17 protein-coding genes and 1 pseudogene are annotated in these 18611 nt (G+C 39.1%); 15 read left to right on the top strand and 3 right to left on the bottom strand.

Features of this window, described 5'->3' with window-relative positions; translation table 11 throughout:
• The first annotated feature begins 114 nt into the window (after nt 1-114).
• From ACP5NR_RS07160 to ACP5NR_RS07130, 7 genes are all read left to right on the top strand, one after another.
• Nucleotides 115-834, top strand: a complete 720-nt coding sequence (locus ACP5NR_RS07160; RefSeq protein ID WP_428006195.1) for a PstS family phosphate ABC transporter substrate-binding protein — start codon at nt 115-117, stop codon at nt 832-834.
• Nucleotides 785-1396, top strand: a complete 612-nt coding sequence (gene pstA / locus ACP5NR_RS07155; protein ID WP_428005514.1) for a phosphate ABC transporter permease PstA — start codon at nt 785-787, stop codon at nt 1394-1396. The genes ACP5NR_RS07160 and pstA overlap by 50 nt, the downstream gene beginning before the upstream one ends.
• Before the next feature lie 12 nt (nt 1397-1408).
• Entirely contained in the window at nt 1409-2164 is a 756-nt protein-coding gene (gene pstB / locus ACP5NR_RS07150) for a phosphate ABC transporter ATP-binding protein PstB (RefSeq protein ID WP_428005513.1), read from the top strand.
• Between the two features lie 8 nt (nt 2165-2172).
• The gene (gene phoU, locus ACP5NR_RS07145) at nt 2173-2850 is read left to right on the top strand and encodes a phosphate signaling complex protein PhoU (RefSeq protein WP_428005512.1); all 678 of its coding nucleotides are present in this window, start codon (nt 2173-2175) and stop codon (nt 2848-2850) included.
• Between the two features lie 9 nt (nt 2851-2859).
• Entirely contained in the window at nt 2860-3555 is a 696-nt protein-coding gene (locus tag ACP5NR_RS07140) for a response regulator transcription factor (protein ID WP_428005511.1), read from the top strand.
• Nucleotides 3542-4552 (top strand): sensor histidine kinase, encoded by a 1011-nt coding sequence (locus ACP5NR_RS07135; protein ID WP_428006194.1) that lies wholly within the window; start codon nt 3542-3544, stop codon nt 4550-4552. The genes ACP5NR_RS07140 and ACP5NR_RS07135 overlap by 14 nt, the downstream gene beginning before the upstream one ends.
• Before the next feature lie 106 nt (nt 4553-4658).
• Nucleotides 4659-5264 carry a hypothetical protein gene (locus tag ACP5NR_RS07130; RefSeq protein ID WP_428005509.1) on the top strand — a complete coding sequence of 202 codons (606 nt, stop codon included), beginning with the start codon at nt 4659-4661 and terminating at the stop codon, nt 5262-5264.
• Here the strand turns inward: ACP5NR_RS07130 and ACP5NR_RS07125 are convergent.
• Complete coding sequence (locus ACP5NR_RS07125) at nt 5248-5874, bottom strand: hypothetical protein (protein ID WP_428005508.1); 627 nt, start codon at nt 5872-5874, stop codon at nt 5248-5250. The two genes, ACP5NR_RS07130 and ACP5NR_RS07125, sit on opposite strands and share 17 nt — an antisense overlap.
• Nucleotides 5875-5928: 54 nt before the next feature.
• Here ACP5NR_RS07125 and ACP5NR_RS07120 point away from each other — a divergent pair, with 54 nt between their 5' ends.
• The 5 genes from ACP5NR_RS07120 to ACP5NR_RS07100 all read left to right on the top strand — a co-directional run bounded on the left by ACP5NR_RS07120 (nt 5929) and on the right by ACP5NR_RS07100 (nt 11690).
• On the top strand, nt 5929-7437 hold the full coding sequence (locus ACP5NR_RS07120) for a YifB family Mg chelatase-like AAA ATPase (RefSeq protein WP_428006193.1): 1509 nt from the start codon (nt 5929-5931) through the stop codon (nt 7435-7437).
• A gap of 265 nt (nt 7438-7702) precedes the next feature.
• Nucleotides 7703-9133: an MFS transporter gene (locus ACP5NR_RS07115; protein ID WP_428005516.1), complete on the top strand. Its 1431-nt coding sequence runs from the start codon at nt 7703-7705 to the stop codon at nt 9131-9133.
• A gap of 65 nt (nt 9134-9198) precedes the next feature.
• Nucleotides 9199-10203 (top strand): DHH family phosphoesterase, encoded by a 1005-nt coding sequence (locus ACP5NR_RS07110; protein WP_428006192.1) that lies wholly within the window; start codon nt 9199-9201, stop codon nt 10201-10203.
• Nucleotides 10166-10612: an SsrA-binding protein SmpB gene (smpB, locus tag ACP5NR_RS07105; protein ID WP_428005505.1), complete on the top strand. Its 447-nt coding sequence runs from the start codon at nt 10166-10168 to the stop codon at nt 10610-10612. The genes ACP5NR_RS07110 and smpB overlap by 38 nt, the downstream gene beginning before the upstream one ends.
• 10 nt (nt 10613-10622) lie before the next feature.
• Nucleotides 10623-11690 (top strand): alanine/ornithine racemase family PLP-dependent enzyme, encoded by a 1068-nt coding sequence (locus ACP5NR_RS07100; protein WP_428006191.1) that lies wholly within the window; start codon nt 10623-10625, stop codon nt 11688-11690.
• Between the two features lie 2 nt (nt 11691-11692).
• On the opposite strand, the gene ACP5NR_RS07095 is transcribed toward ACP5NR_RS07100, so the two are convergent.
• Together ACP5NR_RS07095 and ACP5NR_RS07090 are read right to left on the bottom strand one after the other, a co-directional pair.
• Entirely contained in the window at nt 11693-12460 is a 768-nt protein-coding gene (locus ACP5NR_RS07095) for a Nif3-like dinuclear metal center hexameric protein (RefSeq protein WP_428006190.1), read from the bottom strand.
• A gap of 9 nt (nt 12461-12469) precedes the next feature.
• Entirely contained in the window at nt 12470-12805 is a 336-nt protein-coding gene (locus tag ACP5NR_RS07090; RefSeq protein WP_428006189.1) for a ferritin family protein, read from the bottom strand.
• 785 nt (nt 12806-13590) lie between these two features.
• Between ACP5NR_RS07090 and ACP5NR_RS07085 the strand changes: the two genes are divergently transcribed.
• From ACP5NR_RS07085 to ACP5NR_RS07075, 3 genes and pseudogenes are all read left to right on the top strand, one after another.
• Nucleotides 13591-14592 (top strand): LacI family DNA-binding transcriptional regulator, encoded by a 1002-nt coding sequence (locus ACP5NR_RS07085; protein ID WP_428006188.1) that lies wholly within the window; start codon nt 13591-13593, stop codon nt 14590-14592.
• 62 nt (nt 14593-14654) lie between these two features.
• Nucleotides 14655-16076: pseudogene (locus ACP5NR_RS07080) on the top strand (ABC transporter substrate-binding protein); the annotation flags it as partial.
• Nucleotides 16077-16159: 83 nt separating this feature from the next.
• Nucleotides 16160-18550: a glycoside hydrolase family 2 protein gene (locus tag ACP5NR_RS07075; RefSeq protein WP_428006187.1), complete on the top strand. Its 2391-nt coding sequence runs from the start codon at nt 16160-16162 to the stop codon at nt 18548-18550.
• Nucleotides 18551-18611 lie beyond the last annotated feature (61 nt).

Genomic DNA, 18611 nt, shown 5'->3' with positions numbered 1-18611 from the left:
CGATGATACGAGATTTGAATTTTGCGTGATTTTCAAAAGAATTTAAATTCAGATAAAACTGTGATAAAACTTTGGACTTAGAATCGAGTTAGACAAAAAAGGAGGGATTTAAGAATGAAAAAAATTTTGTTTGTGCTTTTGGTTTCTGCGCTTGCTTTTTCTGCCTTCGCATCGACAAAGATCGTAGTTGTCGGTTCTACAACCGTGCTTCCAATAGCCCAGCAATGGGCCCAGGCCTATATGAAACTCAATCCGGATGTCAACGTTTCAGTCGTCGGCAATGGTTCCGGAAATGGCATAAAGGCCCTACTCGATGGACTTGCCGATATCGCAGATTCGTCGAGATGGATGAGCGACACTGAAATAAAGTCCGCGATTTCAAAGGGCTTCTTTCCGTTTCCAATCGTAGTTGCTTACGATGCAATAGCGCCGGTGGTTAACGCTAACAATCCTGTTAGAAATTTGTCTCTCGATCAACTTCAGCAGATATACGATGGAAAGATCACCAACTGGTCTCAGGTTGGAGGCCCTGACATGTCGATCGTGGTTGTAACGAGAGACAACAGTTCCGGCACCTTTGAGGTGTGGGCGGAAAAGGTTATGAGAGGTGCGTTGGTCAAACCAGGCGCTTTAACGGTTGCCTCAAATGCCGAAGTTATCAGATCCGTTGCCGGTAACAAAAGGGCCATAGGATACGTGGGACTTGGTTATCTTGAAAGCAGTCCGGATATCTCTGAAGTGGCCATAAGCGGTATGAAGGCAAATATTGAGGCTGCCCGTTCCGGTGGGAATTCTGGCAGGAATTTATCTTTCCGAGTACAGAAGCAAGGGTAAGATATTCAACGTTTTAAGGATGATGGTTGCAAATCTTGCCGGCGTTCCATCCGTGGTTCATGGGCTTTTCGGACTGGCCGTCTTCGCAGTTCTGTTCAAATTTGGCCTTTCAATTCTCAGTTCTGCTCTTACGCTTTCCATACTTGCGCTTCCCATCATAATAATGACAACCGAGAATGCCATGAGAGATGTGCCAAATGATTTGAGAGAGGCCTCTTACTCGCTTGGCGCAAAGAAATGGCAAAGTGCTTTGCTTGTCGTTTTTCCAGTTGCCGCTTCCAAAATCATGACCGGCGTTATACTCGCAAGTGCGAGAATAGCCGGCGAAACGGCTCCAATACTTTTCACCGGTGCCACGCTTTATCTTGCACACTATCCAACGGCCATAAATCAACAGTTTATGGCTTTGCCTTACATGATATACGGTCTTATGACGACAAGCATAAACATATCGGCAAGCACGAATTTCGCTTACGGAATAGCACTTGTGCTTATCACTTTGATCGCTCTTATGAACGTTGCCATCGTGATATTCAGATCGAAAACAAGAAAAAATTCGTGAAGGAGGGATAAAATGGATGTTGATTTGAAAATAGAAAATTTATCGGTTTACTTTGGACAAAAGCAAATACTTGATTCGATTTCATTCGAAATACCTGCTAAGTCTATAACGGCCATAATAGGTCCTTCTGGGTGCGGAAAATCAACCTTTGTAAGGACGATAAACAGGATGAACGACAGATTTGATGATTTCAGCCACAAAGGGAGTATAATTTTTGATGACAAAGATATACTTTCAAACGACTATCCCGTTGAAGAATTGAGAAAAAAGATAGGAATGGTCTTTCAAAAGCCAAACCCGTTTCCAAAGTCGATATATGAAAATGTTGTCTTTGGACTTAAGATACATGGCGTAAAAGAAAGAAAAATCCTCGATGAAACGGTTAAGTCGTCCCTTGAAGCCGCTTCACTTTACGATCAGGTAAAAGATAGACTTTCAATGAATGCTTACAAACTTTCAGGAGGTCAGCAACAAAGGTTATGTATTGCGAGAGCCTTGGCCATAAAGCCTGAAATCCTACTCCTCGATGAGCCGACATCGGCGATAGATCCGCTTGCCACAAAGCAAATCGAGGAAGTACTCGAACAGATAAGTAAAGAAATAACCATCTTGATAGTTACCCATAACATTCAACAGGCCGCAAGAATAGCCGATTATATAGCCTTTTTTTACATGGGTAAACTCGTTGAATTTGGCAAGGCTGAAAAGATTTTGAATGCTCCCAATGAGAAATTGACTGACGATTATCTTACGGGAATGTATGGTTAGGAGGATGTATGGAAAGTGATAATTTAAGGCTGTCAAATTACGAACAAGAGTTGAATGTTTTGAAAATAAAATTGAACGAGATGTTCAGTTTATCGCTTGGGTCTTTTCAATCTGCGTCAAAATCTCTTGAAATAATCGATGTGGAGATCGCTGAAAATGTGATAAAAGGCGATGACGAGATAGATAACCTTAAGAGAAGAATAGAAGAGTTAGTTTACGAAATACTTTTAAGATTTCATCCTCTTGCATCCGATCTCAGGCGCGTCATAATGGCAATGAAAATAGCCAGTGAACTTGAACGCGTTGCCGATCAGGCTGTGAATATCGCACAGGTAACTCAATTCATGGAAGGCAAAGTTTTGATAAAGCCGCTTGTCGATATCCCGAAGATGGCTCAAATAGCCGAAGAAATGCTTTCAGGTGCTATGAAATCATATTTTGAAGAAGACGTTGAACTTGCGAAAAAAATATGGTTAATGGACGACAAAGTCGATTATCTGGACCGCAAAGTCGCCGATGATCTTGAGGAGATAGTGGCCAAAAAGTGTTCAAAAGAGGCCATAGCACAATCTGAAAGGCTCATAATCGTTTCGAGATCGATAGAAAGAGTGGCCGATCATTCAACCAACATATGCGAGGAGACGACTTACATGATCCTTGGCAAAGAATTGTATACGCTTTTGTGAGATGAGAAAATGGATAGAATTTTGATAGTCGAAGATGAAGAGGATATGGCCGAAATAATCGCCTACACCTTAAAAAACGGCGGATTTAAATGCGATGTCGCGCAAGACATCTCGACGATGTGGGACAAACTTTCATCCTCCCACTTCAACCTTGTTTTGCTGGATATAGGTCTTCCGGATGGATCTGGTATGGATGCGCTTAAAACGATGAAAGCAAAAAAGATCGATGTACCGGTTATAATACTCACGGCAAGAAGGTCGGATATAGATAAGATACTCGGTCTTGAACTTGGAGCCGATGATTACGTCACAAAACCTTTCAACCAATACGAACTTTTGGCCCGCATCAAAGCCGTTTTGAGACGATCGACATCCGAAAAAACGTCAGATAGGACTTTTGAATATAATGGAAAATTGATAAATCTCGATTCTTATTCCGCAACGAACGAAAAGGGAGAAAAAATAGAATTCACAAACAAAGAATTCGAACTTTTGAAATTGCTTATAGCGTATCCCGCCAAGGTGTTCACAAGAGAAGAGATCCTTGACAAGGTCTGGGGAATGGATTTCTTCGGTGAATTCAGAACGGTAGACGTTCACGTCAGCAAAATAAGAGAAAAACTCGGAGAATCGATTATAAAAACGGTAAGAGGAGTGGGATACAAATTAGGCGATATCGGAGAAACAAACGATGAGAATAATTGATTTTGTGAGTGAAGGAATAATATCAACGGATAGATATCTCAACGTGGTGGATCATAACGAAGCGATAGTCAAATTGTTCAAAGTTTCATTCCAAAGAAGTGTTAAAATCACGGATGTTATTTCTTTTTCCAAAATTGATGCCGCTTTGCAAAGCGCACTTAAAGATTCTGTTTTTACCGAACAACTTCCCGTTTATTTCGGCACCACAAAGATCGAATGTAAAGTAACAACTTTCAAAGACGATGAAATAGTGGTATGGATCTTCGAAAATTTGAACACTGTGAAGATGCTCGAAAGTGCAAAAGCGGATTTCGTTTCTGCCGTTTCACATGAATTCATGACTCCTCTCGGAATAATCGAGGGCTTCCTCACCATGATAAAAGATCCTGAAATGGATGAAAAAATGAAAGCAGATCGTATCGAAAGGGCTATGGCACAACTTAAAAGACTTGAAAAGCTCGTAGATCAACTGCTTTCGCTGAGCGAACTCGAGATGAAATCATACGTTCCTCACTTCTCGCTTGTCAACATCTACCAAATGACAGAAGACGCAAGGGCAGAAATGGATTACAGATGCAAGGCGAAGCACATAAACGTGATTTTAGATGTGCCTGAAAATCTCTTCGTTTACACAGATGGAATGGCACTTTACAGGATAACCACGAATTTGCTTTCTAACGCCATAAAGTATTCACATCCCGATAGCGATGTTAAAATCTCAGTTGTGGAAGATGAAGATTCAATAAAGTTATCCGTTCAAGATAACGGAATAGGCATAAAGGCAGAAGAAATTCCAAGGATCTTCGAAAGATTTTATCGGGCTTCAAATTCATCTGAAACAAGCGCAAAAGGTATGGGATTAGGACTCGCGCTTGTCAAGCATCTTTCTAACATAATAAACGCAAAAATAGAGGTTGAATCAAGATACACGATGGGATCTACCTTTACCGTTGTAATTCCAAAAAATCAAAGGAAAAAACAAAACGGTGACGAGTAATCGGCAACAAGTAAGCAGTCAAGCAAAAGCGATTCGGAATTTGAATTTTGTTTGGTATATAATATGTCAATGTTATAATTATCTTTGAATTTAGGAAGGTGATAGAATGTCGATTTACGAAATAGTGATTCTTGTACTGTCAGTTTTTCTTTTGGTTCTATTTAGCGGCCTAAATATGACGGTTCAAACCCTTAAAACCCAGATATCAAACAACACGACGACTATTCAGGCACTTTCCGGTGAACTCACAACTCTCAAATCAGAAATAAATCCTGTAAAACTTTCCAAGCCTTTCATGCAGTACTCTATCTTATTCGAAAACGCGCCAAGAACACTTCCGTCATTTCCCCTGAACACTGTGACGGCAACAAATTTGGAAGATTTCATTCCGATTTTGTCGGTAAACGATTTTTACGAAATAACTCAAATGAACAAACAATATTTTCTCGCCTATCCGGCTGCCGGCGGTTCGACCTTCTCCATCCAAATTCTTTCATCTCCATACTCGGACAGAGTGTTAAAGATAGTTAACCTTTTAAGAGGTCAAAATATACCGGCCTTCGATATCCAGTATGGAAGTCAATTCAGCCTTTTTGCGGGTGTTTTCCCAAATTACGTTGCCGCCACACAGTATGCGAGTGCTATCTCATCGGCGATCTTTCCGACCGTCGGATCGACTCTATCATCATGGCTGATCAGGCAGATTCCTTGATTTTCGCGTGCAACATGCCAAATATGACCCTCCAAAGGTTGAAGACAAGTTCGGAAACAATTGCCATTAGCAGGCCATAATTCACGTAAATGTAGCCGGCTATCAATCCAATCACAAAAAATATCGCGGCTTCGACAAGAGCCTGGGTTAATCCATTTTTTAAATATATGAAAAAATAAATTAAGGCTGCTATTATGGCAAAGAGAAGCACGTTAACCGTTAAATACCACGCCAATATCTGTATCTTAAAAACCCATTCAGAGGTGTAAAACAGACCTATATGCCTGAAAACCAAGTTTTCAGTTACCGGAATAAAAATCAGCCAGGTTATAGGAGATAACTTTGTACTTTGAAGTTTGAAATTCAGATCATGAATTCCATAAGATATAAATCCGGCGATAAGTGCCACAATTATCGGTAAAGCACTTGAAAAGTTGAAATTTCCCATGTTTGCGTTGCCGGTCACAAAAGTTGCAACTATGGCAAGGGTAAGAGAAGCCATAGACGCCCAGAAGAGATTTTCCTCATTTTTCTTGCTTTTTCCCAAAAGTAAAGGCAAATAAACCGCTATTATGATTATAACGGCTTCCAAAAAATTGATCCAATTCACAATTGCACCTCCTTGGTTATAGTGTATAATCTTTGAGAAAGGGGGAGGTTTCACTTGCATTACTCAAAGGTTAAAAGTGCGATTCTCGCAGGACTCGATGTGCTCAATGTTGAAGTTGAAGCCGATCTCAACATGAGATCCGTCAGACAGGAATTGGAAATAGTCGGTCTTGGCGATACGGCAATAAAAGAAAGCAAGAAAAGAGTCATGAGTGCGATAAAAAACAGCGGTTTTGAAGTGCCACATGGTTACATAACCGTCAATCTTGCCCCTGGAGATGCGAAGAAAGAAGGCACGTTGCTTGATCTTCCCATAGCGATAGCGATTCTTATGGCCTCAGGTAAAATAGAAGTGCATCAAGAGTGGCTTTTGATAGGCGAACTCGGTCTTGACGGTAAATTGAGAAGAGTGGATGGAGCATTGCCGATCATGATAGCAAAATCCTCCTCGATGAATGCGATAATACCCTCCGATAACATTCCAGAAGTTTCTCTGCTTAAAGGCAAACGCATATATGCCTGTGATGATCTTCAAACGGTTGTGAGAATAATGTCACAGACAGAATCATTTCATGAAATTGAATTCAAAGGCATAAGCGTTGCCCAAAACAGTTATGAAGTTGATTTTTCAGAAGTAAGAGGTCAGGAACTCGCAAAACGCGCACTTGAAATTTCCGCAACAGGCTTTCACAACGTGCTTATGAAAGGACCTCCCGGCGTTGGGAAAACTATGCTTGCGAGAAGGTTTCCCACAATTTTACCGCCGATGACTTTCGATGAAATTTTAGAATCGACAAAGATCTATTCAATAGCAGGCCTTCTTGACGGAGGGCCTGTAACATCCAGACCATTTCGCTCACCCCATCACAGCGCATCCCTTGCGGCAATGGTGGGAGGTGGCGACAGAGCAAAGCCGGGCGAAATAACGCTTGCACATAACGGTGTGCTGTTCATGGATGAACTTCCCGAGTTCAGAAGAGATGTGCTTGAGGCATTGAGACAACCTTTAGAAGATGGCATCGTCACCATTTCAAGAATAAAAGAGACCCATTCGTATCCGGCGCGCTTCATACTCATCGGTTCGCAAAATCCCTGCAAGTGCGGTTGGTTTGGCGTTGAAGACGGAATTCATCATTGCACATGTTCGATACCTGAAATAGAAAGATACAACAAAAAGATATCGGGACCGATAGAAGATAGAATAGATATTTTCATCGACGTTCCAAAAGTCGATTACGATAAATATACCTCGATGAAATCCTCTGAATCTTCTTTGAAAATAAGAGAAAGGGTCATGGAGGCCGTTGAAATTCAGATGAAAAGATCAGGAAAATTGAACGGGAAAATGAGTGCGTCTGAGGTCTCAAAGTTTTGCAAACTCGGAGAAAAAGAAGAAGATTTTTTCAAAAACGCATCAAAGAAATTGGGATTGACGGCAAGGGTAATGGAGAAGATGTTAAAAGTATCAAGAACGATAGCAGACCTCGCCAAATCCGAAAATATATCTCTTTCACACATCGCTGAGGCCTTGCAATACAGAAAAAGAGAGAATCTTTCGATTTAGATCTTCATCATACGGCAAATCAGTTTTTTGCTTTTCATCCAAAATTCGCAACGGAAGGTTAATTTAAGTTGTGAGAAAATATACTGATTCAACTTTAATTGTGAACTCTATGTGCTCCGGCAGGTACCCTCTCGGTGTCTGGTCCTCGCTGCGCAGCGTCGGCCACCGAGAGGATATCCTGCCCTCCGCCGATAGCGAGTTTTGTAATTCACTTTTAAAAGAGTTTTAGAAGATTGAGCGTAAAAACATAAGGAGGAATGCAACAATCATGGCAATTCAGTACAAGTGGAAGGCTTTGTCTGCAACGAGTTTGGGTGCTTTTGTATCTGTCATGAATAGCAGTGCACTGCTTATAGCGCTTCCGAACATAACAAAAGAGTTGAATACGTCGATGATCCTTGTCATATGGGTGATAATGAGTTACATGCTTTCCGTAACAATTCTCGTACCGGCAATTGGTCGCATCGCTGACATGTTTGGAAGAAAACAACTTTACGTCTGGGGATTTTTAATTTTCACGATCGCATCGCTTTTCGCCGGTCTTTCTCAAAATGGTCCGGAATTGCTTTTAATGAGAATCATTCAATCAGTGGGAGGGGCTTTGATGGTCGCAAACAGTGCCGCAATAGTCACGGATGCCTTTCCACGCACTGAACTGGGAAGAGCGCTTGGCATAAATGCCATGGTTGTTGCCGTCGGCTTTACTTTAGGCCCTGTCATCGGAGGACTTTTTACGAGTTTACTTGGCTGGAGATGGGTATTTTTCTTCAACGTACCGCTTGGGATCGTAGGAACAATATGGGCCTGGCTTCAAATAAGAGAAGTCGAAAAAATGCCTTCAAATCAAAAATTTGATTGGCCTGGAGCAATAACTTTGACGGGTGGACTTTTTGGAATACTTATGGCCATGAGTTTTGGCGGACTTTACGGATGGGATTCGATGACAACCATTTTGGGATTTATCATCGGTGCTATACTGATGGCACTTTTCATCTACGTGGAATCGATATCAAAACAGCCGGTCTTGGATTTAACGTTTTTCAAAAACAGATTACTTGGTTTTGCTTATACATCAACACTTTTCAACGGTATAGCAAATGGCGCTTTGACATTTTTACTCATTTTTTACCTTCAGGGCATAAAATCCATGAATCCTTTTCAGGCAGGCCTCATGTTGACACCTTTTGCTTTGGCTATGATGATTGCAGCCCCTATAAGCGGAATACTTTCAGATAAATACGGTTCAAGAGAATTAAGCACGATAGGCCTTCTTGTGATGGCAGCAGGTCTTTTTGGATTCACATTTATAAGAGCACAAACTTCATTTTTTGAAATCATACTTTGGCAGATGATAATGGGCTTTGGATCTGGAATGTTCAATTCACCGAATAACAACGCCATAATGGGATCTGTTCCCGCAAATAAAAGAGGTATCGCATCTGGTACCCGCGTCATGATGAACAACGCAGGATCGGTCGTCAGCATAGCACTTGCATTTGCAATTACATCTTCAGGAATGACGCCTAAAGCGATGCAGGCACTTTTTGCAGGAATACAAATCGGATCCGAAGGCATATTTATAGATACTTTTATTCAAGATCTAAGGATCGCTTTTTACATATCACTTTTTATAAGCATAACGGCGGCCATTCTATCTTTCATGAGGGGTAAAAAACCTGTATGGGATAAAATTTGAAACAATTTGACATTTCACTTTTAAAAGAAATATAATAGATACTCAAGTTAATGGAGATGATTTAAATGCTTGTTCAATTGGACGATATAGTCGAAAGGCTTAAGAAAGGCAAGAAGTTTTTGATAATTGGCCATATAAAGCCAGACGGAGATGATATAAGTTCTGTTGCTTCTTTGACTCTTATACTCAGAAAGATGGGTAAGATCGCAGAAGGATGTATAGCAGACCACATACCATGGTTTTATCAAGATTTAGAAGGTGTTTCAGAAATAAAAGGATTGGAAGAATTGAAAGGATACGATTACGATACATCCGTCACCGTTGATGCCTCTGAAATATCAAGAATTGGCGATGGCGCTTCACTTTTGAAAGATGGGAAACCAGATATAACGCTCGATCACCACAGAACGAATGTTGGCTTTGGTAAACTTGATTTTTACGACTCGAATTATGCCGCGACGGCCGTCATTGTTTACGAAATAGCGCAAAAATTGGGCATTGAATATGATTCAAAACTGGCCGGCATAAATTTACTCGGAATCGCAACCGATACGGGATTTTTCAAATATTCAAACACGGATGCCAAAGTATTCCGTTATGCCGCTAACCTTGTCGAAAAGGGTGCCAACATACAAAAAATATCTTCAGCCGTACTTGAACATCAAACCCTTAAAGAGTTAAAATTATTTTCGGAGATGCTTAACACTTTAACCGTCGATATGGACGGGAAGCTTGCATGGGCTTACGTGTCTTACGATATGCTCGATAGAAATAACTGTACCGACGATGAAACCGGCGGATTTGTCGGTGAAATAAGATCCATATACGGTGTGGAAGTTGCGATTTTATTCATAGAATGGCCCAAAAATCAGGTGAATATTTCATTCAGATCAAAAGATTACATCGATGTCAGCGAATTAGCCGTTTATTTTGGCGGCGGAGGCCATATAAGGGCATCGGGATGCAGCATAAAGGAAGTTGATCTTAAAGAGACGATTGATAAAGTTATAAAAAAAGCGAGGGAATTTATAATTGAAAATAGTCACGACCAATTCAAAAGCACGTCATAATTACGAAATTTTGGACAAATTCGAAACTGGAATTGAACTCAAAGGGACAGAAGTTAAATCCTTGCGTAATAGCAGTGCGAACATAAACGATGCTTATTGCATAATAAGAAACGGAGAACTTTTCATCGAAAACATGCATATAGCGCCATACGCGGGAGGTAACATTTTCAATCACGATCCTCTTAGAAGAAGAAGACTTCTTATGCACAAGAAGGAGATCATCCGCCTTAATTCGAAAATAGATCAAAAGGGCTTAACCATAGTACCGTTGAGAGTTTACTTTAACGAAAAAGGAAAGGCAAAAGTTGAAATAGCACTTGCGCGCGGCAAACATCTTTACGATAAAAGAGAAGACATGGTAAAAAAGGAAATAGACATGAACTTGAGGAAAAAAATAAAATACGAGTGAGGAGGAGAAAATGGGATATCCAAGACTTATATCAAACAAAGAGGCCATAATTCATAACGTTAAGAAAATATCCCAGATGTGTCATGAGAGGGGAATCGAACTTACGGGTGTGGTCAAAGTCACAAAAGGTGAGCCATCCCTTGCAAAACTTTACCTTGAAAATGGTGTTGATATAATAGGAGATTCAAGAATCGCAAACATAAAAAGAATGAAAATGGCCGGTGTAAATGGCCCTTTCATGTTGTTGAGAATTCCCATGCCAAGCGAAATAGAAGATTTGGTCAAATACGTAGACATAACACTTGTTTCGGAATTAAAAACAGTTGAAATTATCGGCAAGATTGCCATGAATAAAGGAAAACGCCAGAAAATCATTTACATGGTAGATGTGGGTGATCTGAGAGAAGGCGTCTGGTTTGAAAATGCCGTCGATGAAGTGACCAAGGCTTCGCAAATCAAAGGCGTAGAACTTTACGGAATAGGCACGAATCTTGGGTGTTACGGTGGCGTCGTGCCGGATACCGAAAACATGAATTTGCTTTCCGATATAGCAAGAAAGATAAGAAATAAAGGGACTAATTTCAAAATCGTGAGCGGTGGAAACACAGCGGCTATTTATCTAATCGAAAACAATACCCTTCCGAAAGAAATAAATGGCTATCGTCTTGGAGAATCCATAATACTTGGAACTGATACGACAAACAACAGATCCTTTCCCTTTCTCAGACAAGACACTTTCACCCTCGAAGCCGAGATCATCGAATTAAAAACAAAACCATCTGTTCCTTACGGCAAAATTGGAAGAGATGCAATGGGCAGAGTACCGGTCTTTGAAGACTTTGGAAATAGACTTAAAGCGATAATCGCAATAGGAGAACAGGATATCCAGCCCGACGGCATGATACCTCTGGAAAAAGGCATAAAAGTTTTACATGCGTCAAGCGATCACATGGTCTTAGACGTGACAGAGTTTAATGGTGAACTTGATATCGGAAGCATTTTGAAATTCAGATTGACGTACGGAGCCCTTCTTAGATCCATGACCTCGGAATATGTTGAAAAAATATGGGATTTCTAAAATCATAAAATCCAATAAAATCTCTCGTGATACTTTGTGGTTTTAATTCCAAATGAATTCGCAAAGTCTATCATTCCGTCCTCAAAGAATTTTTCAGTTTCATCATGATCGACAACGATCAAAGACAAACCTGACTGAACGGCCGTCGCTATTTCGTGATATGAAAGGTCACCTGTTATGTAAAGATCAACATCTGACGAAAGCACACTGTCCAAAAGATCAGATCCGGCACCCGAACATATTGCGATCTTTTCTACATAGCGGCTTTCGGCGGGTGCAAATTTAACGTGATCCGATTCCAATTTTTCTTTCACAAAATTGACAAATTCTTCAATTGGCTGCTTTCTGATATATCCAACCCTGCCTATTCCGTTTCCAAAATCATCCATCTTCATCAAAGGCTTTACATCTTTGAGTTCTAATTTTTCAGACAACAAATCGTTAAGTCCGTTTTTTGCGGCATCGTAGTTTGTATGGGCTGAATACACGCTGATCGAATTCATGATAATCGGGTAAATCATTCTCTCTCTGAAATTGCCAGATTTTATCGATTTTAAAGGATGAAAGAACATTGGATGATGGCTTAATATCATTTGTGCATTGGTTTCAATCGCCCTTTCAACAGATTGTTCGGTAACATCTAAAGTAACTATCACATTTGATAACTCTAAATTGGGGCCTTCTATTTGAATTCCGCTGTTATCGTAATCCTGTTGAAGAGACAGAGGAAATTTTTCTTCTATTTTGGATATGAATTCTTTTACAAGCATCAAATTTCCTTATTTACCTTTCTTTTGGCCTTTTTTTGCCTTGTCTTCTATCTTTTCGAGCATTTCTTCAACTTCATGGGTACCATTTTCATAAAATTTTTCTTCGCTTGAGTCCAAATACTTAAGAAGTCTTAAAAATTCTCCCGCATGCACACGCTCTTCATCCGATATGTCTTTAAGTACGGCCACGGCAACTTTGTCATCAGTTGACTCGGCAAGTTGAGTGTACATCTGAATTGCTTCATATTCTGCCGCTATCATAAATCTTATGGCTCTGACAAGTTCTTCATGGGTGAGTTTCCTATCATTTGCAAGACCTGAAAAAGCGCTTCCGAATTCCGGCATTTTAAATTCCTCCCTTTACGTTTCTTTTATTATAGCAAATTAAACTTAAAAATTGGCACGTGGTTGGTAGCCGGTGACATGTAGAAAAAATAGTAACGCGTGGAAAGGACGGACGGAGGCGGAGAGCATGATGCCGCGAGGTGGCCGACGCACAAAAAGACATTAGAGATCGGAGATTAGGGATTAAAAAAAGCGGCACATGGCAAATAGCCAATAGCAGATGAAAAAACAAAACAACGTCATCCCGCACGTGATGCGGGATCGCCTTTTAGATGCAAATTCGCAAATCATTATAAAATAAGGAAAATTTTGACTTCCAATATTTTACCAACAATTATTCAAAGATTATTCTTTATGGATCGTTAACGCAACAAAAGTCACGAATGTAATGATAAAAACATCTTTTATGAATATAAAATACATCAACTTAACTTTAAAAATCAAATATCCATTTATACTGAGTCAGTTTTAAATTCCGAATCGCAGCGATGGCAGGTGCCCCACTCAATGTCTGGTCCTCGCAGGCTGCGGAGGCCATCTCGGAGGCATCCTGTCCTCGGCTTAAATTAAATGAACATTCGGCTTTTTATGAGTTGTCAACTATAATATTTCATGATATTCATCGATAAATGTTGATATAATTCAAATCAGCGAAATAACAATTGTTATTCATCGAAAAAGACCTAAAATCGTCTTTAAACGCCTTAAATCGTGTTTGACAATTCTTAAAATAAATTGTATAAATTGTATCGGAATCGATACCGGAATCGATTGTGGAGGTAAAAATGAGTTACATTACTTTAAAAGATGTCGCAAAAAAGGCTGGTGTTTCTTTAAGCGCGGCATCAAGAGCACTTAACGGAAGGCAAGATGTAAGTGAAGAAACAAGGAAAAGAATATCCGAAACCGCACGAGCATTGGGATATGTTCCCAATCGTTTTGCCGCTTCTTTGAAATTTCAAAAGACACATACCATAGGCGTAATCATTGAAGACAACGCTAATCCTTTCTGGGCCGAGGTGCTAAAAGGAGTCGAGTCTCAGGCTCAGGAGAAGGGATATCAGATTATTCTTGCCAACACATCGAGAAGTTATGAAAGAGAAGTAAGGGCAATTCAAACTCTTATTCAAAGGCGTGTTGATGGCCTCTTGATAGCCCCAAACCAGGAAAAATACGACGATCTTTTCATGATAAGGAATTTGGGAGTGCCATTTGTCATAATCGGAAGACACATAAAAGAATTTGAGCCCATGGGAATTCCGATGGTATACAGCGATGAAGTCGACGGAGGATACAGAGCCACACGGCATCTTATCGAAAGGGGGTGCAAAAAAATAGCCTTTGTAGGGGCTCAGCCTTACAACACGGCATCGATAGAAAGATGTGAAGGGTACAAAATGGCCCTCAAAGAGGCTGGAATTGAGATAGGCGATAGGCTTATAAAAACAGGTGGCATAGAGATAGATGGCGGATACAAATCAGTTATGGAATTGATCCGTGACAGCGTGAAATTTGATGGGATCTTCGCTTACAACGATTTGATGGCATTCGGTGTTATTAAAGCGTTAAAAGAGAACAAAATAAAAATTCCTCAAGAAGTAAAAGTCATAGGATATGATGATATACCGTTTTCTGCCTTGATAACTCCGTCTCTGACAACGATGAGAATACAAAAGCAAGAAATGGGAAAAGAATCTTTTGAAATTCTGTCCGATCGAAAAACAAAGATCTTGGATACAGTTTTGATTGAAAGAGAAAGTTCGAGTGATAAGCATGAGAACATATAAAGGTTACATAATGCTTTTAGTAGCTTTCGGGATAACAGCTCTGTTGGGGTACCTCTTATAAATGGTCAGATAACGATCTCAAACTTATGGTGAAAATTAGGCAAGATGTAAAATGGTCAGATGGAACACCATTTACTGCTAATGATGTTGTTTTCACCTTCAACTATTTAAAACAGAATCCATCAATTGATTTAAGTGGCATTTGGGCACCATCATCATATCTTGAAAGTGTCCAAGCGACAGGTGATGACGTGATTTTTTCTTTTTATAAAGCAAATACTTCATTTTTACTTAATTTAGCTACTAGACCAATAATTCCTGAACATATATGGGCATCTGTCAAAAATCCTTCAGAATGGGATAACCCTGAACCAATTGGTACAGGACCTTTTATAGTTAAAAGTGTTAATGTACCAAACAACACTGTAACTCTTACCAAAAATCCTAATTACTGGATGAAAGGAAAACCTTACATAGACAACATTGCTTATACCGTTGTTTTATCAAACACAACAGCACTTGAAATGCTTTTAGCGAATAAAGCAGATTTAGTAGGAGCATTTATTCCAAATATTCAACAGATATGGGCAAACAAAAATCCTTCTGTTAACAAATACTGGTGGCCAGTTTATAGCATAAACATTCTGTTATTCAACACTTTAAAATATCCATTTAACAATCCGGTATTTAGAAGAGCTATAAATTTTGCCATAAACAAGAGTTCACTTGAAGAAAAAGCGTACTACAACGTAGGGGGAACTGCAAATCCAACTGGAATAATTCCTCTTCAAATTGACGAATGGATGGATCCAACTTTAACACCTCTTGCGTCCGAATTGGGATCTTATAATTTACAAGAAGCTCAAGATTTGTTAACTTCGATAGGATTCAAAAAGAATTCAAATGACCAACTTGTTGGTTCTAATGGAGAAGCATTGCCAACTTTCAAGATTCTCGTTCCAGTTGGTGCCACAGATTTTATAACAATGGCTCAGATAATCTCTGAAAATCTTAAAAATGTTGGCATATATACGGTAATAGATCAAGAAGCGGGATCTACTTACATGACCTCGTTAATGAGTGGAACATTTGACATGGCAATAAGTTCAGGAGCTGGCATTGGCCCTTCTCCATACTACCTTTACTATAGCGAATTCAATCCGGCATTTTCAGCACCAATAGGACAAACAGCTATTTCTGATTATTCACGTTACACAAACCCGCTTGTTACATCAGCTTTGCAGGTATTTTCATCAACAAGTAATTTAAAACTTCAGAAAGAGGCCATATATACAATTGAACGCATTATGTTGATGGATCTTCCATTCATTCCATTGACAAATAGAACAATGTTTGGAGAATGGAGCGAGAGTAACTTCACAGGATTTCCAAATGAATCTGATCCATACACCTACAGTGAATTCATGGGATATGCAGGTTTATATGGTGGAGAATTGATGGGATTGAATGTGCATCTTAAATAATAAAAAAAGAAGATATTTTTTTGAAAGAGGGGAGTAAGAACGATTCCCCTCTTTTTAAATGAGCCTTACGAGGAGGAAATCATATGTTATCTTTAAACGGTACATGGAAATTCTTCACATCGGAAAATAAAATAACGAATTTTAAAGGTATCTTTGAGGATCAGATCGAAATCCCATCATGTGTTGAAGAATTTTTTGATCACAAGAAATATATGCTCTTCAAAAAAGACTTTGCTATCGATTTTGATCCTCAAAAAAGATATTTCCTCAACTTCGATGCCGTTGATTATCATGCAGATATTTTTATTAACGGTAATTTTCTTGGGTCTCACGATGGCGGCTATACTCCTTTTTCTTTTGAAATAACAAAGTTTTTGAAGAGACAAAATGAAATTATCGTTCAGGTCCATGATTTGGAAGAAGAGATGGCGACCGATATTTTACACGGAAAGCAGAACGGAATTCCGAACTGGTACGGAAATATAAGCGGGATATGGAGAGATGTTTATATAACGGAAAAAGGAAGAAACTTTTTTGATGAACTCTATGTAGACGCATCTTATCTTAAACATTCACTGAAAATCCATGGAAGTTTAGAAGATAAAGCAAATTCAAAGATAAGAGTTATCCTGAAAGATGAAGAAAAGGTCTTGATCGATAAATCGCATCTTCTCGATTCCAAGGATTTTATTTTTGAATTTTCTGTTGATAAGATTATTCCATGGTCATTGGACAATCCAAAACTGTACTCGCTCCAACTTGAATTGATTGAAGACAAGGTTATAGATCTTTGGGAATCTAAGATCGGATTTCGAGATATTGAATCGGTGAATGGCAAGATACTCTTAAACGGGAAGGAAATTTTTATACGGGGCGCTCTTGATCAAGATTTTTATCCCGTTACTTTATACACAACGCCATCGATCAGTTATCTAAGAGATGAATTTTTGAAGGCAAAGCAGATGGGGCTAAATCTTTTGAGATGCCATATCAAAGTGCCTGATAAAAGATATTTAGATCTTGCAGATGAAGTTGGTCTTTTGATATGGGAAGAAGTTCCGAATTTCGATAAATTCAGTGAAAAATCAATTCGAGAGTATGAAAAAACTTTATTCGAGATAATAAAAAGAGATTATAACCACCCGTCTTTTGTTATATTCACGATCATAAATGAAAGTTGGGGAGTCGATCTTTCAAAGGCAGAGCAAAGAGAATGGATGAACGAAATATACAGCAAATCAAAAGGAATAATTGGAAACAGACTTGTCGTTGATAATTCCGCGTGTTGCAATAATTTTCACATCGAAAGCGATCTCAACGATTTTCATTTTTACAAATCTCTGGATCATTTTGAAGACTGGAATTCAGATCTTTCGAGATTTGCATCGGGTACCTTCAAGACGTTTTCAACATATGGAGATTCAAAAGAGAACGGGCAAGAGCCAAAAATGATCTCGGAATTTGGAGTTTGGGGTCTTCCTGCCTTCATACGGGATGTCAAAAGAATGGATAGATCATTCAGAGATATAAAAGAAACGATTCCAAACGGAGTCGAGGATCGCTTTTTAAATTCATCCCTTTCGAGGCATTTTAAAAATTACGAAGAATTTGCCATTTTAGCGCAAAAGGAACAATTCAACGCTTTGAAGTACCAGATTGAAGAGATGCGCCTTCACGATAAAATAAAAGGATACGTTATAACTGAATTTACAGACATCTTTTGGGAGGCAAATGGTTTACTTGATATGCACAGAAGACCAAAGTGGGGATTTGAACTGCTTAAATGGATAAATTCTGATATTGTTATAATACCCAGATTGAAAAGATACAACTTTTACAAAGATGAGGAAATAGATTTTGATATAACCATTTCAAATTATTCGAATATATCTGGGAAATTCGATCTTGAGATTGATTTTGAAGAAGACAAAGTCGTGAAAGAAATGAATTTGACCGGCAAAATAACACATGTAAAAGAATCTTTGAAGGCAAAAAAAATAGGGCTTAAAAAAATTTGGTTCAGGCTAAAAAAAGAAGATGAAATTCTGTCACGAAATTATATAGAGGTTGGAATTTTTAAAAGATCAGGTAAAAATCATCAAGGTAAGATAATAAACATAGAAAGTCCCGGAAAATACAACTTCGGAGATGCAACGGTGGAAGTTGTTAAGAAAAAAGATTTTCTTGAAGGCAACTGGATATCCAACTTCAACTGGATGGATCCAAAAACCTTTAGCGATCTTTCCGAAAACGGCATCGTAGATATGCGCCATGTACATCTTTTGAAAAATGATCTTTTAATGCACGTGACAGGAAATGGTGAAATACTTTTCGGCACAACTTACGGCTGGATTTACGGTGATTTCGCTTATTTGGCCAGAATTCACAAAGGAGACGAAGAGATCATCCTTACCACACTTGCGCTTTCCGAAGAAGATCCGATAAGTGGTGCCTTAAAAGACGACTTGATTTAGAATTTAAAAATTAGAAAAACGGAACTACGATTAGCCTTTTAGATAAAAGGAGAGTTATTAT

Source organism: Athalassotoga sp., from assembly GCF_049965695.1.
Lineage (GTDB): Bacteria > Thermotogota > Thermotogae > Mesoaciditogales > Mesoaciditogaceae > Athalassotoga.
The sequence above is the reverse complement of the archived record's forward strand: the minus strand, read 5'-3'. Positions and strand labels throughout refer to the sequence as shown.